Raw genomic sequence first — 21,021 nt, 5'->3', positions numbered from 1 at the left:
GTCGGCTCCCCTGGCGGATTTTCCGCGTCGCGATGCGGACGCGCCTATTGAATCCCCGAAGGCTCAATCCAAATGCAGAGCCTGTTCCGATGACGAGGCGCGGGATATTGTCGTGATCGCCAGATGACGGCATTGAGCCCTCTCAATCCACTACGATCCGAAGCACCTGGCTTGCCGATTCGAAGGGGAGTCACCATGGAGTCCGTCGCGTTCGGAGCGGTGGTGGCAGTCGTCCTCATCGCTCTCGTCGGTATCACGAGCCTCTTCAACAAGAAGAAGGGCACCGGTTACTACACCCAGTACGGCCCGAACTCCACGCATGCGCAGCGCAAGCAGGTGAACAGAGGTGTAGACCAGTTCTTTTTCGGTGCCGGTCAGATGCGGAAGTACAACGACGGTGGCCTCGGGCGCTATGAGGCCAGAGATCAAGCCGTCGAGGCGTGGGAGGAATCTCGATCCCTGGGTGAGGCACGTGCGATCACTGGACTCGGCATCGTCGCCATGGACTCCGGAGACAATGCATCCGCCAGGAACCAGTGGCGCGAAGCCGCCATGAGAGGAGATCATGCAGCAGAACTATTCATCCGGGTGACCGATGACTCAAGCACCAGCCGCTTCTCTTACAAGGCGGCTGAGCGCGCATACCTGCGTTCCGTGGATGTCCAAAGGTACGGCGAGAACGACGTACTGCAGTTTGCTGTGATTGCCCGGTCAGTGTCGATGAACGCGTACGCCGAAGAGCTCGTAGAGACGGCCGAGAAGATTCGTTCCAGCCGGGTGCGGGGCTCCGGCGGATGGTGAAGCAAACTACCGCCCCCAAGATTGCTTTGACCGAAGGTGCTGCACCACAACTACGTGCCTGAACACGCTGATGCGCCCGGATCGGTCCGGACCGGTCCCGCCTATGGGCACGAATCGGGACGGATTTATTATCCTTCCATCAGAGATTTTCGCAGCTGGTCCCAAACGTCCCGGATGCCCCACCTCAATGTCACTCTCAACACGCGCGCGCATGGCCCGAGGCAACAACCCGGTACTGGGAAGCAGACGGGACGTCGAACACTCCTCACAAATACCCTGATCAAGTTGAGAAAACGGCGCCTCCTGTCCCGTCCAGAGCACCGTGAAGTAGGCAGTTGTCGGTGGAGGTCTCGAAACTGTCGAAGGCGCGCGAATACTGATTCGTCCGGCTGTGGCCACCGCGATCGCCTGACACGGACTCTGGCAGGACTCTGGACGTGAGAAGCACGTGCAGTTGCCTGCGCGCTGACGGCACTCAGCGAGAACGCGCCGACAAAGTTCCGCCGCGTCGATGCGCGTTCCTACCCGAGCGCGAGCCAGTCGTCGGCCCTGTCGTCCTGGACGGACGTGCGTACCTGGCTATGTTGTAGATGGAAAGGGGCACCATGGGCTTCAAGGTTGAGTGGGAAGACGGCGATGAGGACGATGAGGTCTTCGACACTTATGAGGAAGCCGAGGCGCACGCGCTCGAGGGCGTCAGCAATTACCATGCAGGCGGCGAAGTGCTTCATCTCTCGAACCCGGGCGATTACCCCGAGGACGACGATGACGATGACCCAGAGTACGAGATCGTCGAGGTGGACGACTGAACGCGCACGCGAAGCTCGTGCATCCGTTCTCGGACGACGGGTCGTCGTCGTGCCGTGCCCTTCGACAGGCTCAGGGAACGACCACGTAGCTCGCGCAGGTGACCGAGTGGACCATGAAGGTGCCGCTCGTCGCGAAGGCCCAGGTGCGCATGCTCGCCGAGGGCGTGACGGAAGCCGCGCCGCCCGCGGCATCCGTGCCCGACGACCTGCGACCGCGGCGCATGTTCACGGCCGAGCAGATCCGCGAGAGCCTGCCCGAGCCCGGCGGGTTCGGGTGGCGCGACCTGCGGATCAGTCGGAGCGTTTAGAGGCGAACGGGCGGGGGCGCCGCCGGCGGATCCAGCGGCCCATCGGCGAGGATGCGCTCGATCATCGACCATGCACGCTCGGTGAGAGCGTCACCGGGGAAGTACTCGCTGAACAGGGCGTCAGCCGCTTCGACCGAGTCGACCTCGCAGATCGCGAGCAGCTGGCGGACGTCGTCGGTGTCGCGGCCTGGTCGGCTGGCCTTGAGTTTCATGGCGAGCAGCGCTTCGGCTGACGCAACCTCGATCGTCACGAGCTCGTCGCGGTGGATCGTCTCCCACAGGATCTCGCGACCCCACCACGGCGCCAAGCCCGCCGCCTTGAAATTGAGCCAGTCGCGCTGCCATCCGCGCCGATCGGCGATCCGCTCGGCGGCGGTCACGACGGCTGTCTCCGATCCTGGCCGTACCTGAACGGCGTCCAGATCCACCGTTGTTCCCCGATCGAAATGGCGCAGCACGAGCGCCCCTCCGCCGACGATCCTGAGTCCGACGGGTTCTCCGGCAGCATGCAACTCCTCGACAAGCTCGCGCAAGCCGTCGATCAGGTCGTCGCGGTCGAAGAGGATCACACGCTCTCCAAAGAGTCTCGCCAGATCAAGACGCCGTGCTCGAGGAACTCGGTCGGCACATCACCGCGAGGCGGCGCGGGATCGGCAGGGTCGATCTGAAGCACGCGGGCGCGTTCAAGGCTGCGCTCGGGCGCGTGCACCCAGGGCGGCAGCGGGACGCGCTGCGCATTCAACCGGTACGCGACGAGAGCCGCGATCGCCGAGTCCCACGTCTTCGACCCCGTCGTCTCCGGCTCCGTGATCGCCAGCACGCCGCGGAGTAGCCCCCGTTCCGCGACGAGATTGTCATTCATCTGGATGAAGTACCGGAACGCCAGCCGCGCATCGTCACGCTTCACGGCGCTACGGATGGCTGCCGCGACCGTGGCGACATCGTCGCGCGTCGTGGCGGCCGCGTACAGCCGATGGCCGCCGGCGGCGAGCAGCCGGCTCGCCGTGTCGAAGCGCGGAGTCTCGTGGCGCCCCTCGACGAGCGCCACACGACTCTGCGGAACCCCCGACCGATCGGCAAGGTCACGCTGCGTCAGCTTGCGAGCACGCCGAGCGGAGCGCACGAGCGTCGAGATCTCAGCCATGCGCCTCCTCCTTCGCCATGTGTGATGCGGTATTCGTGATTATAGTCGATTTAGTGGGCTGGGACGCAACCGATTCACCTCTAGCCCATAGCCGCCGAACGATATATCGTTGATATATCGTCGAGATCGGGCGAGCGCCCGGTTCAGGGAGGACATCATGAACGGTTCGTACAGGGGCGACGGCTTCACCGGTCCCTCGGGCGGGTGGGGGCAAGGCCACTCCGGACAGGGACTGTGGGAGGCCATGGATCAACTTCGCGGCATGTTCGAGCAGAAGGTCGCACCGCGGATGGGCCGCGGCGACGTCCGCGCGGCGGTGCTCGCGCTCCTCGCCGAGAAGCCGATGCACGGCTACCAGATCATCAGCGAGATCGCCGAGCGCAGCGGCGGCGCATGGAAGCCGAGCGCGGGCTCGGTGTATCCGACGCTGCAGCTGCTCGCCGACGAGGGGCTCATCAGCGCAGAGGAGTCGAACGGCCGCAAGACCTACTCGCTCACGGAAGCGGGGCGGGCCGAGGCCGAGGCATCCGCTGATCGCCCGGCGCCCTGGCAGACCTCGAGCGCGCGCGACTCCGGCACGGGCGGGGCGCTGCCGAAGGCGGGCATCGAGCTCGCACAGGCGGCGGCGCAGGTGCAGCGCACGGGCACTCCCGAGCAGATCAAGCAGGCCGTCGAGGTACTCGAAGAGGCGCGTCGTCGTCTCTACTCGATCCTCGCTCAGGACTGACCGGAGTGCCCTCGGCACGTCGGGGTCCGGAAGACGCGACCCCCGATGTCGGCAACACGCGCGCCCGCTACCGGCGCATCCTGCGGTTCGCCGCCCGGCACATCGTGCAGACCTGGTGGTTCGAGCTCGTGCTGCCGCGCTTCGGCCTGGCGAAGTACGCGGCGCGCGGGCGAGCAGCGCGGCTGACCCGCATCGCCCAGCGTTTCCACGTGCTCGCGGTCGATCTCGGCGGCCTCATGATCAAGGTGGGCCAATACCTGTCGTCGCGACTCGACGTGCTGCCGCCCGAGATCACGCACGAGCTCGCCGGGCTCCAAGACGAAGTGCCGCCAGTGCCGTTCGAGGCGATCGAACGCCTGGCGGCTGCCGAGCTGGGGGTTCCGCTCGAGCGCGCGTATGCGTGGTTCGACCCGGAACCGCTGGCCGCGGCATCCCTCGGTCAAGCGCACCGCGCGCGGCTCCTCCCGATCGACGCCGCCGACATGGGGCTCGAGGAGGCCGTCGTCAAGGTGCAGCGCCCGGGCATCGAGACGATCGTCGACGTCGACCTGGCGGCGCTGCGCCGCGTCGCCGGATGGCTCAGCCGCGTGAGGTTCGTCGCGAGCCACGTCGACCTCCCCTCGCTCGTCGAGGAGTTCGCGGTCACGAGCCTCAAAGAGATCGACTACCTGCAGGAAGCGGCCAACGCCGAGCGGTTCGCCGAGAGCTTCGCCGGCGACCCGCGGGTCGCCGCGCCCGAAGTCGTGTGGGAGCGCACGACGCGCCGAGTGCTGACGCTCGCCGACGTGACCGCGATCAAGATCAACGACCGGGCGGCCTTGGTTGCGGCGGGCATCGACCCGAAGGCGGTCGCGAAGCAGTTCGCGGCCGTGATGTTCGACCAGCTCTTCCGCGACGGCTTCTTCCACGCCGACCCGCACCCCGGCAACATTTTCATCACGCCAGTCGAGCGGGTGACGGATGCCGCGTCGCCTGCCTCCTCCCCCGACTGGCGGCTCACCTTCATCGACTTCGGCATGATGGGCGAGGTGCCCGACACGCTGCGCCGCGGCCTGCAGCAGCTCCTGCTCGCGGTCGCTGCGCGCGACGGCAAGCGACTGGTCGAGAGCATCCGTGGCGTCGGCATCCTGCTGCCGTCGGCCGACACGCAGGAACTCGAGCGAGCGATGGCCGAGTTGTTCGCGCGCTTCGGGGGCATGGGCCTTGCCGAGGTGCGGCAGATCGACGAGCGCGAGTTGCGCAGCTTCGCGATCGAGTTCGGCGAGGTGATGCGGGCGCTGCCGATCCAGCTGCCCGAGAACTTCCTGCTCGTCATCCGTTCGATGTCGCTGACGTCGGGCCTCTGCAGTTCGCTCGACCCCGACTTCAATATGTGGGACGCTGTCGAGCCCTACGCGGCGCAACTCCTGCGCGACGAACGCGGCAACATCGCGCAGGCGCTCGGGAAGGAGGCGCTGTCGATCGCAAGCACGGTCATGCGGCTGCCGCAGCGTCTCGATGCGCTCGCCGACCGAATCGAGGAGGGGCGCCTCGTCGCGAATTCGCCGCGGATCGAGCAGCGGTTGGCGAGGCTCGAGCGCACGGCCGGACGAATCGTTTCGGCGGTCGTGTTCGTCGGCCTGTTCATCGGCGGCATCCTGCTTCGCGTCGACGAGCCGGTGTGGGGCGTGGCACTGATGGCGGCATCCGTGATCCCGCTGGTGCACGCCGTGTTCGGCGGGATGTTCCGCCGGCGCGGGCCGGGGTGATCGCTCGTTGGCGCAGGCCAGGGCTTCAGCCCCGGTCGTCGCGAACCCGCCGTTCCGGAGCGGACTCCTGAACGGCGGGCGAGTGGGTTGATCTCAGTTGGGTTGAATCTCAGCCGTAGAACCCGCTGTAGTAGCCGCCGACTCGTTCTCGGTAGGCGGCGTCATCCCAGCTGGTTCCCTCGTTGAGTTCGGGCGAGTTCTTGATCTGGTCCTTGGTCAGGTCCACATACACCCGCTCCTCGACGTCATCGACTCGGTCGATGGTCCCCGCCGGAAGCAGGACCTTACGGCCGAAGATCCACGGGCCGGTGTCGACGACGATCTGGCTCGCGCCGACGTCGTAGCTCGCGTCATCCACCTTGCCGATGTGACCATCGGTGGCGTGAACTTCGTACCCGACGATTTCTGCGCTCTGCGCGGTGCGCCCGGCTGACGTGCGGTACGTCCACGCGTCCCACGTGGGGCTCATCATTCCTCCCTTCGCAGGTGCCCGTGAAGGGCCCTGATCGTGATGGGTGATACCCCGACGGTAGGTCGGACGCAGAGCCGATTACAGGGGGTTGACAGCGCGCTGGGGGCGTCAATGACCGAAGTTGTGCGCGTCGATTCCCGCTGCTCACGGTCACACGAGCAGCGCCTCGAGCTCCGGAAGTCGGCCGAACAGGTCGGGGAGGCCGCGCACCCCATTGCGCACGGACTCGTGCGACAGCGCGAGGTCAGGGCCGGTGCTCGCCTCGACACCGGCGAGGCACCGGAGGATGTTCCACCTCGTGTGCCCCAGCCAGCCGCCGATCATGAACACGAACCAGCTTGGACCTGACGGCGGCAGCGCTCCGCGCCCTGCGACATAGCCGTCGAGAACCGAGCGGAAAATGGCGGGCTTGATGTCGTCGAAGCCAGGTCCCTTCGCGAGGCTCAGCGCGGTCGAGCCAAGCTCACCGGACAGGTCGAGCATCCCCGAGAGCTCCCAGTCGAGCACCACCGGCCGACCCTCTCGAGCGAGCAGGTTCCACGGTTGGATGTCCCTGTGGGTCAGCACGACGGGGCCTGGCCGTTCGCAGGTGTCGACGAAGCGGGCAATCGCGAGGAACGTCTCGACGTGAGAGGCGAGCTCGTCGGCCCACGGCTGTTGGGTCGCCGCCGCCCGCGCGGCGAGCTCGGACCAGTCCCGCGACGTCGGCTCCTCGATCGACACATGGGTCCACGCGACGTCGAGCGCGTGGATGCGCGCGAGGATCTCACCGATCTCGAACGCGTACGCCGCCGACACCGGCGCTTCGGGCACCTTTTCGCCTTCGACCCATCGGTGAACGAGCGTGTCGTGGCTGGCCGAGATCGGCTCTGGCATCGGAATGCCGGCAGCGAAGGCTGCCCGCTCGAACCTGAACACGTCGTCGACGCGATAAGTCCAGCGGCGGTCGACGAGGTTCAACTCTTTCACCGCGAACGACCCCTGGTCGGTGTCGAGCCGGTACATCCGGTTGGCGAACCCGCCGTGAACGCGAATCATCGGCCCGATCGGCGCGCCGAGATGCGAAAGGCTCACCCGCGCATTCTAGGAGCCGGCAGTCACCAAACACGCCTTCTGCGCGGCTACAGCGGATAACCGACGCCGGTGAGCTCTTCGGATGCCGCCCAGAGTCGTGCAGCGATCGCGGCATCCGCGGCCTCGTCGGAGCGGCCGACGAGCACCGGCGGCCCGGTCATCTCCCAGCGGCCGCCCGGGCCCGCGTAGCCGGCGCCGGGCATCGGCTCGGTCGCCGCGTAGAGGGTGGGGGCGGCTCCGCTCGTGGCGTCTTGCGCGAACAGGCGCACGGCGACCTTCGCCACCGCCTTCAGTATCAGGTTCTTCTTCGAGCTCGACCCGAGGTTGGTGGCGGCCATGCCGGGGTGCGCGGCCGTCGCCAAGACGTGCGAGCCCGAGGCATCCAGCCGCCGTTGCAGTTCGAGCGTGAAGAGCAGGTTCGCGAGCTTCGACTGCCCGTAGGCCGCCGACCCCCAGCCGTATCGGCGGGTCGTGAAGTTCAGGTCGTCGAAGTCGATCCTGCCTCTTCGGTGCTCACCGCTGGCGACGGTCACGACGCGGCCCCTGATGCGCGGAAGGAGGAGATTCGTCAGCGCGAAGTGGCCGAGGTGGTTGATGCCGAAGTGCAGCTCGAAGCCGTCGGTCGTGCGGCCGAACGGCGGCATCAGCACGCCCGCATTGTTGACGAGGATGTCGATGTCGTCGGTCCATTCCGCGGCGAACCGGCGCACCGACGCGAGATCGGCCAAGTCGAGCCGGCGAACCTCGGTGGATCCCTCGACGGTTGCCGCGGCATCCCGGCCCCGATCCTCGTCACGAACAGCGAGCACGACGTGTGCTCCGTGTCGGGCGAAGGCGCGGACGGCCTCGAGGCCGATGCCGCTGTTCGCACCGGTGACGATGATGGTCGAGCCGTCGAGTCGCGGCATCCGCTCGGCCGTCCAACCCGGCTGAACTGCCGTCGTGGCGGTCATGATTGCGACGCGAACGTGCGGAGCGCGACCGGTGCGATCGGTGTGATCGGTGCCGTGATCGCCGCGGGGTTGAAGCCTTTCACGATGAGCCAGACGCCGAAGAACAGCTCGAAGAGCCCGCCGGGAACGGTCGACACGAGGCCAGCGCCGGCGACCCCCAGGAGTTCGAGGATGCAGCCCAGCGCGAACGACGCGTAGCCGACGAAGCCCCACACGGCGAGGAAGCGCGGCACGAGGCGCGACCGGAAGAGCGCGACGCAGAAGAAGAGACTGCCGATGCCGAGGCCCGTCATGGCGATGTTGTAGGCGAGGAAGTTGCCCGCAATGGCGCCCGCCGAGAGCGTGAGCAGGCTGATGACGCCGATGGCCAGCACCACGCCCTCGAAGATGCGGGAGGCGAGGTAGCCGACCGCGATGATCGGGGTGCGCGGCCGGAGGATCGGCAGCATGAGCAGACCGATGGCGATGACGGCGGCGGAGTTGAGCAGCATCATCGCCGCACCGGCGACCAGGAGGAGGCCGGCGCCGCCGGAGTCGGGAGCGGCGGCACTCGTCGCGAGCGCACTGCCGATGCCGTAGAGGAGGAAGGCGCTCAACATGAGCACCCCCACCCAGCGTGCGGTGAGCCGTGCCGGATTCGGCGTGGTGTTCATGGTGTGACCTGTCTCGAGGAGTGATCAACCATACGGTGTATGGTTGATTGGGTGAACGCTACCATACGGTGTATGGTCACGTCTAGGAGACGATCAGGATGGCCGAGAGGCCGAAGACCGGAGGCGAGATGGCGCGCGAGCCAAGCGAGACGGCGGCAGCTGCAGCCGCAGTGACTGCGACCAGGGAGCCCGTGACGCGTGAGCGAGCCGTGCGGTTGGCGGTCGAACTCGCCGATGCGGGCGGAATCGAGTCCGTCAGCATGCGCAAGCTCGCCACGGAGCTGAGCATCACGCCGATGTCGTTGTACTACCACGTGAAGAGCAAAGACGACATCCTCGACGGGATGCTCGACGTCGTGTACTCCGAAATGGATGCGCCGCAGCTCGGCGCCGAGTGGAGGACGGCCATGCTCGAACGTGCGCGGTCGACGCGCGCGGTGCTGGCGCGGCATCCGTGGGCCATCAGCCTCGACGCACGCACGTCACCCGGCCCGGCGACGCTCGGCCATCTCGACGCGACCATCGGCGTGCTTCGCGCCGCCGGATTCTCGATGCCCCTCGTCGGGCACGCGATGTCGTTGCTCGACAGTTACGTCCAGGGGTTCGCCATGCAGGAGACGACCCTGCCGCTCGACGCGTCGGGCGACATCGGCGCCGCCACCGAAGACATCATGGCGCAGCAGGAGATGATGTCGAACGCGTTCCCGAACCTGGCCGAGATGGCAGGGACGCTGATCCTCCAGCCCGGATACGCGTACGGCAACGAGTTCGAGTTCGGGCTCGGGCTGATCCTCGACGGCATCGAGAATGCGCATCGCGAAGAGGTCGAGTCAGCCGACGCGGCTGTCACGGCCGACGCGAGCGCCGGTTAACCGCGCACGGCGATCACCGGCGGCACCGGCTTCGTCGGACACCACCTGGCCGAACGGCTCGGGCGCCGACGCATCCGTCACAGGTCACCGCAGGGCCATGCAGGTGCCGCTCGTCGCGGCGTCGCTAGAGCCCAGCGGAGATAGGCCCACCGGCGAGCGCCGTCAACGTCGATCGTGAGCCTGCGCCAACACCTCCAGACCCTCGAGGAGTCGTTCGCGTTGGGCGTCGCTCAAGGGCGCCAGCAGGGCAGCTTCGGCCGTGTCGATCGCGGATTCCAGGCGGCTGAGAGTGCGCTTGCCAGCTGGGGTGATCGCAATCACCATGCGGCGCCGGTCTTCGCTGCTCGGCAGGCGGGTGAGCTCTCCGGCCGCCTCGAGATCGCGAACGGTCTGGGTCACGTCACTCGGATCAAGGCCGGTATGCCGGCCGATCGCCGCCTGATGGAGTTCGCCGAAGTGGTCGAGCGCAGCGAGTACACGGAAGTCATAGCCGCGCCGGCCACGTTCGGCGAACGCCGCCGCGAGCAACTGATGCGAGCGCTGCGCCACCGTCGAGAGCTTCCATGTGGCTCGTTGCGCGAAACGAGGTGCGAGTTCGTCGACCATCGGGTCACCATAACAGTTCGTTGACACGGCCAACGATTCTCCATATCGTTGGCGTCACCAACGTTTTGAAGTCAACTGAGCAGAAAGCGACGACCATGCCCGTGATCCCGGTACTCGACTCCACCATGCATTTCGAAGAGCGCGGCGAGGGCACGACGTTCGTGTTCCTTCACGGGAACCCCGGATCCTCGCACCAGTGGCGCAACGTCATCGCCCGCTTCGGCAAGGGGCACGTGCTCGCACCCGACCTCATCGGCATGGGCCGATCCGGCAAGCCCGACCTCGCCTACCGCTTCGCCGACCACGCGCGCTACCTCGACGCATGGTTCGACGCCGTCGGCGTGGAACGGGCCGTGCTCGTGGGTCACGACTGGGGTGGTGCACTCGGGTTCGACTGGGCCACGCGGCATCCGGATCGGGTACTCGGCGTCGCATTCTTCGAGACCATCGTGAAGCCGATGGAATGGAGCGACCTGTCACCTCAGGCTCGAGCCCGATCAGAACTGGTGCGCACGCCGGGGCTGGGCGAGGAGCGCGTGCTCACCACGGACGCCTTCATCCGCCAGGCGTTCACCGGCGGCGTGCTGACGCCGGTCGAGGGTGCCGAGCTCGACGCCTACCTCGCGCCGTTCCCCACGCCCGAAAGCCGCGCACCCGTGCTCGCCTGGGCGCGACAGATGCCGCTCGGCGGCGAACCGGCAGACGTCGTCGAACGCATCGAGGCTTACGATCGATGGCTTGCGACGAGCACGTCGGTGCCGAAGCTGCTGCTGAAGTTCTCAGGCTCGCCGACGCTGCTCATCGACGACGCGATGACGGACTGGTGTGCCGCGTCGATCGCCTCGCTCGAGATCGCCGGCGGTGGGCTCGCCGGTCATCACGCACAGGAGGATCAGCCGGATGCGATCGCCGCCGAGATCGGACGCTGGGCGGATCGGCACCGGCTGCGCTGACGGCATCAGCCGCCGAGGGCTCACCCCCGTTCGAACACGATGGCCGCGGGGAACCGCTTGAGCACCGGCCTGAGCGGTGCCCTCGCGAGCCGCTCCGCCTCTGCACCGTCGACGATCCGCGGATGCCCGAGCTCGACGTCACGCCCCTTCCACCGGAGCGAAGCGCCACCCGCCGCCACGACGTTGCGTGCCCAGTTGGTCGTACTGCCCCACGGCAGGCCGATCATCACGATGGACGCGTCCGTCGTCGGCACCACGGCGATCGGTGTCTCGTAGGCGGTGCCGCTCCGGCGTCCGCGATGGCGGATGAGCGCCCAGAGCGGCACCCAGCGGCGACCCGCCAGGGCGCGCGCGACCGGCGCGGTCGCGTTCACGAGCCGGCGGGGCGGTCCGCCGCCGACGCGTGGCTCGGGGCTTTTGGATTGATGGGACATCTCATTCATGCAGAGAGGACGGATGAGCCGGGGCAGATGTGACATCCCGGCAGCGACATCCGTGCTTGCGTCACATTCGCCGTGGGTGGATCGTCTTCTTGTCATGACCGATTTCGCCGACCTCTGGACCGCGCACCGTCACGTTGTCCGCGACGTCGCCTACCGGGCGCTCGGATCCGTCGCCGAGGCCGAGGATGTCACCCAGGAGACCTACCTCCGGCTGCTTGCCCGCGGCGACGAGCCCGACGTGGAGCCGCTCGACGAGCCGCGCGCGTGGCTGATCACGGTGGCGTCGCGGCTCGCGATCGACCGGCTGCGCGCGCACGAGCACTCCCGTCGCGCCTACGTCGGGCCTTGGCTGCCGGAACCGATCGTCACCGACGAGCGGACGCTTCCCGAGGACCGCGTCACCCTCGACGACTCGGTGCGGATGGCGCTGCTCGTCGTGCTCGAACAGCTCACGCCCGCGGAACGCACGGCGTTCCTCCTCCATGACGTCTTCGACCTCGGCTTCGACCGCATCGCCGACGTCCTCGGCGTGAGCCCGGCGAGCGCGCGGCAGTCCGCGTCACGCGCGCGGAAGCGGATCGCCGCGCAGGGCGAAGCCCGGTTCTCCGTCGACCCCGCCGCCGCCCGCCGACTGTCGGAGCGATTCGCCGCCGCGGCATCCGACGGCGACCTCGCCGGGCTGGTCGCCGTGCTCGCCCCCGACGCCACTGGCCACTTCGACTCCGGCGGAGTCTTCCCGGACGCACCGGCCGAGGTGGTCGTCGGAGCCGAAACGGTCGCCCGGCAGTTCCTCGCCGGGGTGGGCGGGCGGGGCCTCGACTTCGAGGTCGCGGAGGTGAACGCCGAACCCGGGATCATCGTTCGCCGCCGCGGGCGGGTCATCTCCGTGCTCGCACTCGAGTTCGCCGACGACCGAATCTCCGTCATCCACGGCATCGGGAATCCGAAGAAGCTCGCGCACGTGCGGTGACGCATCTGGGGACAGCGCGGCCGACGGGCACGGGGCATCGCCTTCAGGCGGCCGCCCGCGCGAGTGTTATGCGATCGGATGCATCCGTTCTCGAACCCACTTGGCAACGTCTCCCAGTGCGACGCCTCCCGATGCGACTGAGCGGAGGAACCGATCCGCTCCATCGACATCGTCGACCACCAGATCGACCCCGTTGAGCTCGAGGAACGCTGCGGTGACGAGCCACGCGAGGCGTTTGTTGCCGTCGGCGAGCGCGTGATTGCGCATAACCGCCAAGAGCAGCACCGCGGCCTTCTCATCGAGCGTCGGATGCACGTCTTCGCCGAACACGGGCATCGGTGCGGCGAGTGCGGAGAGGAGCAGGTTGCGGCCACGTGCGCCGTCTTTGTAGTGGAAGCCCTCCTCATCGAGGAGGGCTTCCACGTCTTCAGGGTCGAGGAACTCCGTCACTGCGCGAGGCGGTCGAGGAGGTCGGCATCGCGGGCACGAACGCGGTCGAACGCGGCGCGAGTGCGAGCCGACTTGTCGACACGAGCGGCGAGTTCATCGAGGGCGATCTGAACGACCTCGGTCTTCGAGCGCCCGGACTTCGCCGCAAGAGCCTCGAGGAGGCGGTCGTGATCCTCATCGAGACGCAGGGTCATCGCCATGGCAGCTCCTTCTGTCGACGCCCATTCTAGCGGCCAGGTATCAAAGTGATACCAAGCACCGGATTCGTCAGACGCCACCTGGCCCAGGCGCCAAAACGTCGCAGAGCGCTTCCTGAGCCTCGGGCGAGAAGAAGACCGTGTCGATCAGCTGTCCGTGGTACTCCCCGTCGGGGTAGAAGATTCCGGAGATGTTCGCGAACCGCGACAAGCCGGCGCTCAGCTTCAGCTGATTCCCGTGCGTCGTGATCTGAGCGGTCGACTCGTCGCCGGGCACGTCCAGTGCGGTTCGCCAGTTCCATCCGGCGTGGATGCGCACACTCGGTTCAGCTCCTGCGGGCGAGAGCGACCATGTTCCGGTGACGTGCGACGTGACGTGACGCCCGACGAGCAGTCCGTCGACGTACTCCGTGTAGATGTCTCGCGGCATGAGGGAATTCTCGTAGACGGTGCCGCACGGCGCCTCGAGCACCGGCACCGCCTCGAGGACGAATGTGAAGCGCGTCCGGCACAGGACTGAGGTCCCATGTTCACGACATTCCGCAGTCGGCGGCGGTGCGGGCGTGAACCCTGACGGGTCTACGAGGGGACCGGCCGTCGCCGCGGTCGCAGGGAACCCGACGGCGGCGGATATCGCGAGAGCGAGCACGGCTCCTGCGCGCCGGAGGGCGGGCGCTCTGCTTCGACGAGAGCCCTCGGTGACGGCTCTGGCTCGACGCTCGGCCACCTGCCGGTCAGCTATCGCGTTCTTCGCGGAGCTGACGAGGCTCCGCCTGGCATAGTTTCCGAGCCGACGCATAGCACAACATGTAGCACTGTTGGCGTTGCGACACGCCGTTACCCATCAACCTCTGAAAAGATCGCGCACCCCGTCGGCTTCCGCGAGAGGCCCATTCGAAGGCCGGTGCGGTGCGTGGCATCCATCGGCTGCCGCCGGCTCGCCATGGTGACGCCGACTCAGCCCACGAGAATCTCCGCGCCCACCTCCAGCTCGTCGCGCGTCGGCGGGTCGGCACCGGGTCGGGAGACGGTCACCGCGGCGGCGGTTGCACTTCGGCCCAGCAGCGCTGTCAGGCGCCGCTCATCAAGCGATGCCAGCGCCTCGCGCGCGTGTGTGCCGAGCGCTCCTTCGCTGAGGAGCCCGTCGATGAGCGCGGCCATGAAGGTATCGCCGGCGCCGACGGTGTCGACCACGTCGACGGTGAGCGAGGGCACCGTAACTTCGAACCCATTCGCGAAAGCGAGGCAGCCCTCGGAACCGAGGGTCACCACAACGAGCCCGGGCCCTGAACGCGACCACCGTCGCGCCACTTCGTCGACGGCGACCCCCGGGTGCAGCCACGCGGCATCCTCGTCACTCGCCTTGATCACGTCGGCCCGTTCGATGAGCGACAGCACCCGCCGCCGCACCGACTCGGGGTCATCGATGAGGCTCGGCCGGATGTTCGGGTCGTAGCTGATCAGCGCCCGACCCCGATGCCGTTCGAGGAGTTCTGCGACGGCGGAGGCACCGGGCTCGAGGGTCGCGGCGATGGATCCGAGATGCAGCGCATCCGCCACCCCGACCCCGGCGACCTCGATCTGCCAGTCGATCGCGAACTCGTAGCTCGCCGCGCCCTGCCCGTCGAGGCGCGCGATGGCCGTCGAGGTGCGGGCGGCGGGCCTGCCCTCGAGTACGACATCGGATGCCTCCAGCCACCGACGGACTGTCTGGCCGCGTCGGTCATCGCCGAGGGAGGTGAGCAGGCGCGGGTGGCGGGCCAGACGCCCGAGTGCGAGGGCGACATTGGCCGGACTGCCGCCCGGCGACTCATCGATCGACCCGTCGGCGCGATGCACGAGGTCGACGAGCGCTTCGCCGACGACGAGGACGTCGGGGAACGGCCGAGATCTCAGAACCGGAGGTGCAGCCATCAGTTCACCCCACCGAACTCCCGGATCGTGATCCCAGTGAAGGTTGCGGGGCCGCCGTCGGAGTAGAACGAGATGCCGGTGTCGCCCTCGGCGAAGTGCACCTGCTGCGAGAGCACCGTGTGCCCACCGTTGACGAACACCTCGACGCTCTGCGTGTCGACGAAGATCCGCAGGTGCACCGACCGGGCTGCCGCATCGATCGGCGCCGCAGCGCGCGTGTAGGGCGCGAGCGAGAAGCCGCCGAGATCCGATGGCGCGCGATCGACGTACAGGTCGGCGCCGTACTTGCCGATGTTCGTGTGACGGGCGCCGTTCGCAGAACGACCGACGGAGACGCCGACGTTCGTCGCGGCATCCCACGCGATATCGAGCTCGAGCTCGTAGGCCCGCCCATTCCATGGCAGCACGAAGCCTCCATTCACGGTCTGGTTGGGAAGCGCGGTCGTCGCGGTGACGTAGTTCGAGAGGGCCGCGACGGGGCTGCTCAGCAGGCTGTACCACCCGCCCGACTGGCGCTCGAGACGCAGCTCGCGCACGATCGAGTTCTGGCCGTTGTAGCCATCGGATGCATCGGTCGGCACATCGCGGGCCGCGTACTTCCAGTTGTTCATCCACCCGATGGCGAGGCGACGCGTCGCCGGTGCCTCGATCGACGGCCACGTGACCGCGCCGTACCAGTCCCAGCCCCAGTCGAGCCACTGCGGAATGAGGTCATGCGCGATGAACTCCTCGCCGTTCCAGGTGCCCATCCAGTAGGCGTACGTCATCGGCAGCCCGACGCCGTAGGCGTCCATACTCGCGCCGAGCACCCAGTGCCGCGTGCCATCACCGGCCGTCATCTCGAACAGGTCGGGGCACTCGATGCCGCCGAGCGCATGGTTCGGGTAGTCGAAGTTGCTCGTCCACTCCCAATCGCGCAGGTTGTGCGAGGTGTAGAACGCCGCATACCGCGCCCGGCCGATGACGCACACCCATTCGCCGCGAGCGGCATCCCAGTGGATCTTCGGGTCGCGGAACCACTCCGCATTCTCGATCTCGGCGGGCGTGGTCGCCGTGCGGCCGTCGGTGTTGACGATCACGGGGTCGGGCAGCGCGGCGAACGTGAACCCGCCGTCAGTCGACCAGTAGAGGTACTGCTCCTGGTACTTGCGGATGCCGCCGGTCGGCTGCGTCGCGAGGGCGATGACGGCGCCCGCGCCGAACCCTGCGGTGTTCGCGGTGTCGACCACCGCCGACCCCGACCACACGGGGAAGTTCGGCTGCAGCGGCAGCACCGCGCCATGGTGGGTGAACGCGACGCCGTCGCTCGTGGTGGCGTGGTCCCAGCCACCATGGCCGTTGTTCTGATCGGAGTGCAGGTAGTACAGCTGGTAGGCGCCGTTCGTGACGACGGGTCGTTGCGGGTCGCAGAGCCAGCCCGACGGCGGGGTCATGTGATAGATCGCTCGCAGCGAGGCTTGGGCTCGTGCGGCGAGCGGCGGGGCGACACTGCTCATGAACAGGGCGAGGGCTCCAGCCCCTGCCCCCTGCAGCGCACGGCGTCGTGAGATCGGATGCATCATGGTCGGTCCTTTCCTTGTCTGCGGGCGCGACGGTGCGCCCGCCGAGTCGAACGGCGGTGTTCGAATCTGGGGTCAGTCGCGTGCGCCGGCGAGTGCCGGAGTTGCAGCTCCTTCCGCAGCGCTGACGTCGGCGGAGGTCACGGAGATCGGGCCATGCCGCGTGGTGTCGAGAATGGCCTCGATGGGGCCGGTTCCGAGCACGACAAGGTTCGAAGCCGTCGCTTCGCCGTCGTTGGCGAATACCTCGAGCAGCGGGCCGTCGAGGCTCAGGAGCAGTCGCACCGAGCGGTCACGGCGGAGTTCGACGGTGCTCGTCGACGAGAAGTCGGGGTGCACGGCTTCCATGGCCGAGCCGCCCCGGGTGATGCGGAGCACGTTCGAGAGCGGGTCGTGCTCGAGCTCGACGAGCGCATCCGCGTCGCCCCGCAGTTGCAGCCGAAGCATCCCGGTGGACTCGGGCTCCCATTCCAGCTCGATCAGCGAGTGGCCGCTCAACGTGAAGCCGTATGGCCAGCTTGCACCGAAGACGGTCGAGGATGCCGCGCCCGCGAGGTGCTCACGCACGAAGCTCGGCGTCTGCTGAACCAGGCGAGGCGCTCCCCCGACGGTGCGCAGCGACAATCGCCGCGGCAGCGACATCGCACCCCGCCACGGAGCCGACGGGAAGGCACCGGCGTACCGCCAGTTGCTCAGCCAGCCGAGCATGACGGCGTCGCCGTCGGGCGCACTGTCGAAGGTCACGCCGGCGTAGAAATCGCGTCCGTGATCGAGTCGCACGAGCTCTGCGGCATCCGCTGTGAAACTGACACCGTCGAACTGCCCGACGACGTAACCCATCGACGAGCCGTCGGGATTCGCGTCATCACCGACCGGGTTCGTGCTGAGCAGCAGTACCCACCGAACGTCGGTCGGATCGCCGTCGACCGCGAGCGGCACGAGGTCGGGGCACTCCCACACGACGCCCGTGTCGCCGAGCGGCCCGAACGAGCTCAGGTACTCCCAGGTGCGAAGGTCGCGAGACGAGTAGAACAGCACCTGGCGGTCGTCGGCCTCGACGGCGAGCATGATCCAACGGGAGCCGCCCCTTCCGTCGGTGTACCTGATGATCTTCGGGTCGCGGAACGCGCTCGTGCCGCGGTCGAGCACGGGGTTTCGGCCGTCGGGCTCCCACGTGTAGCCGCCGTCGCGGCTCGTCGCCATCGACTGCGCCTGGTGGTCGTCGTCGTAGGCGCTCGTGTAGTACGCGGTCAGCAGGGTCTCGTCGGCGGCCGGCGAGGCGACGATGGAGCCCGAGAAGATCTGCTCGCCGTCGCGATACTGCAGCGCCACGGGATGCTCGGTCCAGTGCTGCAGATCGGCGCTGGTCGCGTGACCCCAGCTCATGTTGCCCCACTCCGAACTCTCGGGGTTGTACTGGAAGTAGAGGTGCCAGAGGCCGCGGTCGTAGACGAGCCCGTTGGGGTCGTTCATCCAGTTGCGCTGAGGCGTGAAGTGGAATGCTGGTCTGGGCACTCGGCCGGTGATGTCTCGCACGTCGTGTCCTAGATCGAGTGCCGTCTGATGGGTGGGCATGCGACGAGCTGCGGACCGGCACTCGGGCCGGGTTCGAGGCCGAGCAGCAGCCGCACGCCCGCGACACCGAGCTCGTAGTGGGGCAGCGCGACCGTCGAGAGCGGCGGGCGCAAGTGGGCGGCGATGACGTCCTGGTTGTCGAATCCCATCACGGCGATGTCGTCGGGAATGCGCAGCCCGTGCTCGCGCAGCCCGTCGTAGAGGCCCATCGCCACGCGGTCGTTGTGGCAGAACACCGCCGTCGCCTTCGAGTCGAGGATGCCGGATGTCGCCGCATAGCCGCCCTCCTGCTCGGGTGTCGCCGGGAAGACGAGCGACTCGTCGTAGGCGACATCCGCCGCCTCGAGCGCAGCGCGATACCCGGCCAGTCGTCCGCTCTGGGCCGGCGACGGGGTCGTCGTGTTGATGAACGCGATCCGGCGATGGCCCGCAGCGAGCAACTCCTCGGTCGCGGTGCGACCGCCCTGCACCTCGTCGGGCACGACCGCGGGCAGACCGCTGCCCTCGGCGAAGCAGTCGACGAGCACCGTGTCGGTCTGGTGCAGGGCCTCGGGCACCTGGATCTCGCGGTGGAACCAGGTCGAGTAGAGGATGCCGTGCACCTGGTGTTCGAGCATCATCGCGATCGCCTCGTTCTCGGCCGCCAGGTTGCCGTCGGTGTTGGCGACGAGCAGCACGTAGCCGTGCTTCCACGCCTCGTCTTGCGCACCATGGATGATCTGGCCGGCGAACGGGGTCGTGGCGATGGCATCCGCGACGAGGCCGATGAACCGCGACGTGCCCTGCGAGAGCGTCTTCGCGAGCGCGTTCGGCCGGTAGCCGAGTTCGATCACGGCCTCCTGCACCCTGCGCCTGGCGTCGTCGCCGATGCGGGCGCCCGGCTTGTCGTTCACGACGTGCGAAACGGTGGCCACCGACACACCGGCGACCTTGGCGACGTCGCGCATCGTGACGGCCGGGCCGTGCCTGCCGTGCTCCGAGGTGCTCATCCCTTGGTTGCTCCGCTCTCGAGTCCGCTGATCATCGCCTTGTTCAAGACGAGGAAGACCAGGAGCAGCGGGGTCACCGTCACGCAGACCGCTGCGAACGTCGCTGTCCAGTCGGTGTTGCCCATCGCTCCGATGTAGTTTTGCAGGCCGAGCGGGATCGTCTTGAGCCCATCCGAGAGCACGAAGGTGTTCGCGAAGATGAAATCGTTCCAGATGAAGATGCTGTTGACGAGCACGACCGTGATGATCGTATTGGCCGACAGCGGGAACGTGATCTGGCCGAAGATCCGGTACGGGCCGGCGCCGTCGATCGACGCGGCCTCGTACATCTCACGCGGGATGTACTCGTAGAACGACGAGAACAGGTAGATCGCCATTGGCAGGGCGAACGCGGCGAGCGGGATGATCATCGACAAGTGCGTGTCGAGGAGCCCGATCTGCGAGTAGTCGATGAAGAGCGGCACGAGCGCGATCTGCACCGGCACGATGATGCCGAGCAGGAACAGCGCCTTGATCAGGCCGCTGAACCGGAACCCGAGCACCTGCAACGCGTAGGCGGCCATCATGCCGGCGAGCACGATGAACACGCTCGAGCCGAGCGTGACGACGAGGCTGTTGACGATGTTCAGCCCGAGGTTGCCGGTGTCGAACGCACGCGCGTAGTTGTCGAGTGTCCACTCGGATGGCAGGGCGAACGGGTTCCCGCCGGCGAAATCGGCTGCCGTGCGAAAGCTCGTGAGGAAGAGCCACGCGAGCGGATACACCTGCACGATCACGATGAGCACGATCGTCACGGTCAGCAGCGTGCGCTGCATGCGGAGTCGGGGCGAGAGCGATACGGTCCGACGCCGGGCTGGTCGAGCAGGGCGCGGCGGCTGCGGCTCCGACTGCCGCGGGGCGGCCGGCGTGAGCACAGGGGCGGTCATGAGTCATCCCTTCGACGAAGGAGCAGGAAGATGAGGCCGACCGCGACGAGGCACTCCACCACGATGAAGACGGAGATCGCGCTGGCGTAGCCGTAGTCGGTATGCACGAACGCCGTCTTGTACATGTAGGTCGTGAGCAGCTCAGAGGCCTGCCCTGGCCCGCCATTGGTGAGCAGGTACGGAATGTCGAAGCCGCGGAGGGCGAACGTCGTCGCCATGATCGTCGTCGTGATCCACACCGGCCGGATGTAGGGGAAGCGGATGCGCCAGAACACCTGCCACCACGAAGCACCGTCCAGTCGCGCCGCTTCCTCGAGCTCGCGCGGCACGGCGATGAGGGCCGCGTAGATGATGAGCATGTAGAGCCCGGTGAAGCGCCATCCCTCGGGGATCGACACAGCGGCGAGCACGGTCTGCACATCGGAGAGCCACGCGTTCTGCAGGCCCTCCAACCCGACCCACGCGAGCACCTGGTTCAGCAGGCCGACGGGTTCGAGCGAGTAGATCCGCTGGAACAGGATGGCGATCGCCACGGTCGAGATGACGGCCGGGAGCAGGTAGATGGTCTTCACGAGCTCGCGCGCCCTGGGGAGCGCCGTGAGAAGGCTCGCGACGACCAGCGCACCGCCGAGCTGGAGCACGAGGCAGATCGCGAGATAGCCGAGCGCGTTGCCGAACGCCGTCCAGAAGACGTCGTCGCGCGTGAGCATCTTGACGTAGTTGTCGATTCCGACGAAGGCCATGTCGGTGATGCCGTCCCAGCGGAACAGGCTCAGGAAGAGCGACTGCACGATGGGCAGCAGCACCGCCACGCCGTAGAGCAGCAGCGGAGGAAGGAGGAACACCGCGACCGACAGTCGTGAACGACGCGGGAGCAT

25 protein-coding genes are annotated in these 21,021 nt (G+C 67.5%); 8 read left to right on the top strand and 17 right to left on the bottom strand.

What is annotated here, in order from left to right; all coding sequences use genetic code 11:
- The first annotated feature begins 195 nt into the window (after positions 1-195).
- From ESP51_RS01670 to ESP51_RS01660, 3 genes are all read left to right on the top strand, one after another.
- Positions 196-801 (top strand): hypothetical protein, encoded by a 606-nt coding sequence (locus ESP51_RS01670; RefSeq protein ID WP_129519146.1) that lies wholly within the window; start codon positions 196-198, stop codon positions 799-801.
- Between the two features lie 605 nt (positions 802-1,406).
- Positions 1,407-1,610, top strand: a complete 204-nt coding sequence (locus ESP51_RS01665) for a hypothetical protein (RefSeq protein ID WP_129519145.1) — start codon at positions 1,407-1,409, stop codon at positions 1,608-1,610.
- 98 nt (positions 1,611-1,708) lie between these two features.
- On the top strand, positions 1,709-1,918 hold the full coding sequence (locus tag ESP51_RS01660; RefSeq protein WP_129519144.1) for a hypothetical protein: 210 nt from the start codon (positions 1,709-1,711) through the stop codon (positions 1,916-1,918).
- On the opposite strand, the gene ESP51_RS01655 is transcribed toward ESP51_RS01660, so the two are convergent.
- Entirely contained in the window at positions 1,915-2,487 is a 573-nt protein-coding gene (locus ESP51_RS01655; protein WP_129519143.1) for a beta/alpha barrel domain-containing protein, read from the bottom strand. The two genes, ESP51_RS01660 and ESP51_RS01655, sit on opposite strands and share 4 nt — an antisense overlap.
- On the bottom strand, positions 2,484-3,062 hold the full coding sequence (locus tag ESP51_RS01650; RefSeq protein WP_129519142.1) for a helix-turn-helix domain-containing protein: 579 nt from the start codon (positions 3,060-3,062) through the stop codon (positions 2,484-2,486). Before ESP51_RS01650 ends, ESP51_RS01655 begins: the two co-directional genes overlap by 4 nt.
- Positions 3,063-3,219: 157 nt before the next feature.
- Between ESP51_RS01650 and ESP51_RS01645 the strand changes: the two genes are divergently transcribed.
- Both ESP51_RS01645 and ESP51_RS01640 read left to right on the top strand, forming a co-directional pair.
- Positions 3,220-3,789, top strand: coding sequence for a PadR family transcriptional regulator (locus tag ESP51_RS01645; RefSeq protein WP_129519141.1), 570 nt, complete (start codon positions 3,220-3,222; stop codon positions 3,787-3,789).
- Positions 3,790-3,794: 5 nt separating this feature from the next.
- On the top strand, positions 3,795-5,537 hold the full coding sequence (locus ESP51_RS01640) for an ABC1 kinase family protein (RefSeq protein ID WP_129519140.1): 1,743 nt from the start codon (positions 3,795-3,797) through the stop codon (positions 5,535-5,537).
- 109 nt (positions 5,538-5,646) lie between these two features.
- Here ESP51_RS01640 and ESP51_RS01635 read toward each other — a convergent pair whose 3' ends face one another.
- From ESP51_RS01635 to ESP51_RS01620, 4 genes are all read right to left on the bottom strand, one after another.
- The gene (locus ESP51_RS01635; protein WP_241842919.1) at positions 5,647-6,006 is read right to left on the bottom strand and encodes a PRC-barrel domain-containing protein; all 360 of its coding nucleotides are present in this window, start codon (positions 6,004-6,006) and stop codon (positions 5,647-5,649) included.
- Between the two features lie 153 nt (positions 6,007-6,159).
- Positions 6,160-7,083 (bottom strand): phosphotransferase family protein, encoded by a 924-nt coding sequence (locus ESP51_RS01630; protein ID WP_129519138.1) that lies wholly within the window; start codon positions 7,081-7,083, stop codon positions 6,160-6,162.
- Positions 7,084-7,130: 47 nt separating this feature from the next.
- A complete protein-coding gene (locus ESP51_RS01625) occupies positions 7,131-8,036 on the bottom strand; it encodes an oxidoreductase (protein ID WP_129519137.1) in 906 nt (301 codons plus the stop codon).
- The gene (locus ESP51_RS01620; protein ID WP_129519136.1) at positions 8,033-8,689 is read right to left on the bottom strand and encodes a DUF4386 domain-containing protein; all 657 of its coding nucleotides are present in this window, start codon (positions 8,687-8,689) and stop codon (positions 8,033-8,035) included. The genes ESP51_RS01625 and ESP51_RS01620 overlap by 4 nt, the downstream gene beginning before the upstream one ends.
- A 98-nt stretch (positions 8,690-8,787) precedes the next feature.
- Between ESP51_RS01620 and ESP51_RS01615 the strand changes: the two genes are divergently transcribed.
- Positions 8,788-9,561 (top strand): TetR/AcrR family transcriptional regulator, encoded by a 774-nt coding sequence (locus ESP51_RS01615; RefSeq protein ID WP_206737156.1) that lies wholly within the window; start codon positions 8,788-8,790, stop codon positions 9,559-9,561.
- 162 nt (positions 9,562-9,723) lie between these two features.
- On the opposite strand, the gene ESP51_RS01610 is transcribed toward ESP51_RS01615, so the two are convergent.
- On the bottom strand, positions 9,724-10,167 hold the full coding sequence (locus tag ESP51_RS01610; protein WP_129519135.1) for a MarR family winged helix-turn-helix transcriptional regulator: 444 nt from the start codon (positions 10,165-10,167) through the stop codon (positions 9,724-9,726).
- Between ESP51_RS01610 and ESP51_RS01605 the strand changes: the two genes are divergently transcribed.
- Positions 10,125-11,120: a haloalkane dehalogenase gene (locus ESP51_RS01605; RefSeq protein WP_129519134.1), complete on the top strand. Its 996-nt coding sequence runs from the start codon at positions 10,125-10,127 to the stop codon at positions 11,118-11,120. The genes ESP51_RS01610 and ESP51_RS01605 overlap by 43 nt on opposite strands.
- Before the next feature lie 20 nt (positions 11,121-11,140).
- Here the strand turns inward: ESP51_RS01605 and ESP51_RS01600 are convergent, their stop codons facing one another.
- Positions 11,141-11,554 carry a nitroreductase family deazaflavin-dependent oxidoreductase gene (locus ESP51_RS01600; RefSeq protein WP_129519133.1) on the bottom strand — a complete coding sequence of 138 codons (414 nt, stop codon included), beginning with the start codon at positions 11,552-11,554 and terminating at the stop codon, positions 11,141-11,143.
- A 103-nt stretch (positions 11,555-11,657) separates the two neighbouring features.
- Here ESP51_RS01600 and sigJ point away from each other — a divergent pair, with 103 nt between their 5' ends.
- Complete coding sequence (sigJ, locus tag ESP51_RS01595) at positions 11,658-12,533, top strand: RNA polymerase sigma factor SigJ (protein ID WP_206737154.1); 876 nt, start codon at positions 11,658-11,660, stop codon at positions 12,531-12,533.
- Between the two features lie 66 nt (positions 12,534-12,599).
- Here the strand turns inward: sigJ and ESP51_RS01590 are convergent, their stop codons facing one another.
- From ESP51_RS01590 to ESP51_RS01550, 9 genes are all read right to left on the bottom strand, one after another.
- Positions 12,600-12,983 carry a type II toxin-antitoxin system death-on-curing family toxin gene (locus tag ESP51_RS01590; RefSeq protein ID WP_129519131.1) on the bottom strand — a complete coding sequence of 128 codons (384 nt, stop codon included), beginning with the start codon at positions 12,981-12,983 and terminating at the stop codon, positions 12,600-12,602.
- The gene (locus ESP51_RS01585; RefSeq protein WP_129519130.1) at positions 12,980-13,183 is read right to left on the bottom strand and encodes a TraY domain-containing protein; all 204 of its coding nucleotides are present in this window, start codon (positions 13,181-13,183) and stop codon (positions 12,980-12,982) included. Before ESP51_RS01585 ends, ESP51_RS01590 begins: the two co-directional genes overlap by 4 nt.
- Before the next feature lie 67 nt (positions 13,184-13,250).
- Entirely contained in the window at positions 13,251-13,610 is a 360-nt protein-coding gene (locus tag ESP51_RS01580; protein WP_129519129.1) for a hypothetical protein, read from the bottom strand.
- Between the two features lie 527 nt (positions 13,611-14,137).
- Complete coding sequence (locus ESP51_RS01575; RefSeq protein WP_129519128.1) at positions 14,138-15,094, bottom strand: carbohydrate kinase family protein; 957 nt, start codon at positions 15,092-15,094, stop codon at positions 14,138-14,140.
- Positions 15,094-16,656 carry a glycoside hydrolase family 32 protein gene (locus ESP51_RS01570; protein WP_129519127.1) on the bottom strand — a complete coding sequence of 521 codons (1,563 nt, stop codon included), beginning with the start codon at positions 16,654-16,656 and terminating at the stop codon, positions 15,094-15,096. The genes ESP51_RS01575 and ESP51_RS01570 overlap by 1 nt, the downstream gene beginning before the upstream one ends.
- A 72-nt stretch (positions 16,657-16,728) precedes the next feature.
- Positions 16,729-18,189, bottom strand: a complete 1,461-nt coding sequence (locus tag ESP51_RS01565; protein ID WP_164990347.1) for a glycoside hydrolase family 32 protein — start codon at positions 18,187-18,189, stop codon at positions 16,729-16,731.
- A gap of 8 nt (positions 18,190-18,197) precedes the next feature.
- On the bottom strand, positions 18,198-19,217 hold the full coding sequence (locus tag ESP51_RS01560) for a LacI family DNA-binding transcriptional regulator (RefSeq protein WP_129519125.1): 1,020 nt from the start codon (positions 19,215-19,217) through the stop codon (positions 18,198-18,200).
- Positions 19,214-20,143, bottom strand: a complete 930-nt coding sequence (locus ESP51_RS01555; protein WP_129519124.1) for a carbohydrate ABC transporter permease — start codon at positions 20,141-20,143, stop codon at positions 19,214-19,216. The genes ESP51_RS01560 and ESP51_RS01555 overlap by 4 nt, the downstream gene beginning before the upstream one ends.
- The gene (locus ESP51_RS01550; RefSeq protein ID WP_129519266.1) at positions 20,140-21,021 is read right to left on the bottom strand and encodes a carbohydrate ABC transporter permease; all 882 of its coding nucleotides are present in this window, start codon (positions 21,019-21,021) and stop codon (positions 20,140-20,142) included. The genes ESP51_RS01555 and ESP51_RS01550 overlap by 4 nt, the downstream gene beginning before the upstream one ends.

The sequence above is a fragment of the Agromyces albus genome, assembly GCF_004134825.1.
Lineage (GTDB): Bacteria > Actinomycetota > Actinomycetes > Actinomycetales > Microbacteriaceae > Agromyces > Agromyces albus.
The sequence above is the reverse complement of the archived record's forward strand: the minus strand, read 5'-3'. Positions and strand labels throughout refer to the sequence as shown.

Excerpts from the sequence above, each read along its gene's own strand:
- ESP51_RS01580 (WP_129519129.1), bottom strand. The coding sequence starts at position 13,610 with ATGCCGCGAGACATCTACACGGAGTACGTCGACGGACTGCTCGTCGGG.
- ESP51_RS01560 (WP_129519125.1), bottom strand. The coding sequence starts at position 19,217 with ATGAGCACCTCGGAGCACGGCAGGCACGGCCCGGCCGTCACGATGCGC.
- ESP51_RS01555 (WP_129519124.1), bottom strand. The coding sequence starts at position 20,143 with ATGACCGCCCCTGTGCTCACGCCGGCCGCCCCGCGGCAGTCGGAGCCG.
- ESP51_RS01615 (WP_206737156.1), top strand. The coding sequence starts at position 8,788 with ATGGCCGAGAGGCCGAAGACCGGAGGCGAGATGGCGCGCGAGCCAAGC.
- sigJ (WP_206737154.1), top strand. The coding sequence starts at position 11,658 with ATGACCGATTTCGCCGACCTCTGGACCGCGCACCGTCACGTTGTCCGC.
- ESP51_RS01570 (WP_129519127.1), bottom strand. The coding sequence starts at position 16,656 with ATGATGCATCCGATCTCACGACGCCGTGCGCTGCAGGGGGCAGGGGCT.
- ESP51_RS01650 (WP_129519142.1), bottom strand. The coding sequence starts at position 3,062 with ATGGCTGAGATCTCGACGCTCGTGCGCTCCGCTCGGCGTGCTCGCAAG.
- ESP51_RS01600 (WP_129519133.1), bottom strand. The coding sequence starts at position 11,554 with ATGTCCCATCAATCCAAAAGCCCCGAGCCACGCGTCGGCGGCGGACCG.
- ESP51_RS01585 (WP_129519130.1), bottom strand. The coding sequence starts at position 13,183 with ATGGCGATGACCCTGCGTCTCGATGAGGATCACGACCGCCTCCTCGAG.
- ESP51_RS01665 (WP_129519145.1), top strand. The coding sequence starts at position 1,407 with ATGGGCTTCAAGGTTGAGTGGGAAGACGGCGATGAGGACGATGAGGTC.
- ESP51_RS01625 (WP_129519137.1), bottom strand. The coding sequence starts at position 8,036 with ATGACCGCCACGACGGCAGTTCAGCCGGGTTGGACGGCCGAGCGGATG.
- ESP51_RS01635 (WP_241842919.1), bottom strand. The coding sequence starts at position 6,006 with ATGAGCCCCACGTGGGACGCGTGGACGTACCGCACGTCAGCCGGGCGC.
- ESP51_RS01575 (WP_129519128.1), bottom strand. The coding sequence starts at position 15,094 with ATGGCTGCACCTCCGGTTCTGAGATCTCGGCCGTTCCCCGACGTCCTC.
- ESP51_RS01645 (WP_129519141.1), top strand. The coding sequence starts at position 3,220 with ATGAACGGTTCGTACAGGGGCGACGGCTTCACCGGTCCCTCGGGCGGG.
- ESP51_RS01670 (WP_129519146.1), top strand. The coding sequence starts at position 196 with ATGGAGTCCGTCGCGTTCGGAGCGGTGGTGGCAGTCGTCCTCATCGCT.
- ESP51_RS01620 (WP_129519136.1), bottom strand. The coding sequence starts at position 8,689 with ATGAACACCACGCCGAATCCGGCACGGCTCACCGCACGCTGGGTGGGG.
- ESP51_RS01550 (WP_129519266.1), bottom strand. The coding sequence starts at position 21,021 with ATGCTCCCGCGTCGTTCACGACTGTCGGTCGCGGTGTTCCTCCTTCCT.
- ESP51_RS01605 (WP_129519134.1), top strand. The coding sequence starts at position 10,125 with ATGTGGCTCGTTGCGCGAAACGAGGTGCGAGTTCGTCGACCATCGGGT.
- ESP51_RS01610 (WP_129519135.1), bottom strand. The coding sequence starts at position 10,167 with ATGGTCGACGAACTCGCACCTCGTTTCGCGCAACGAGCCACATGGAAG.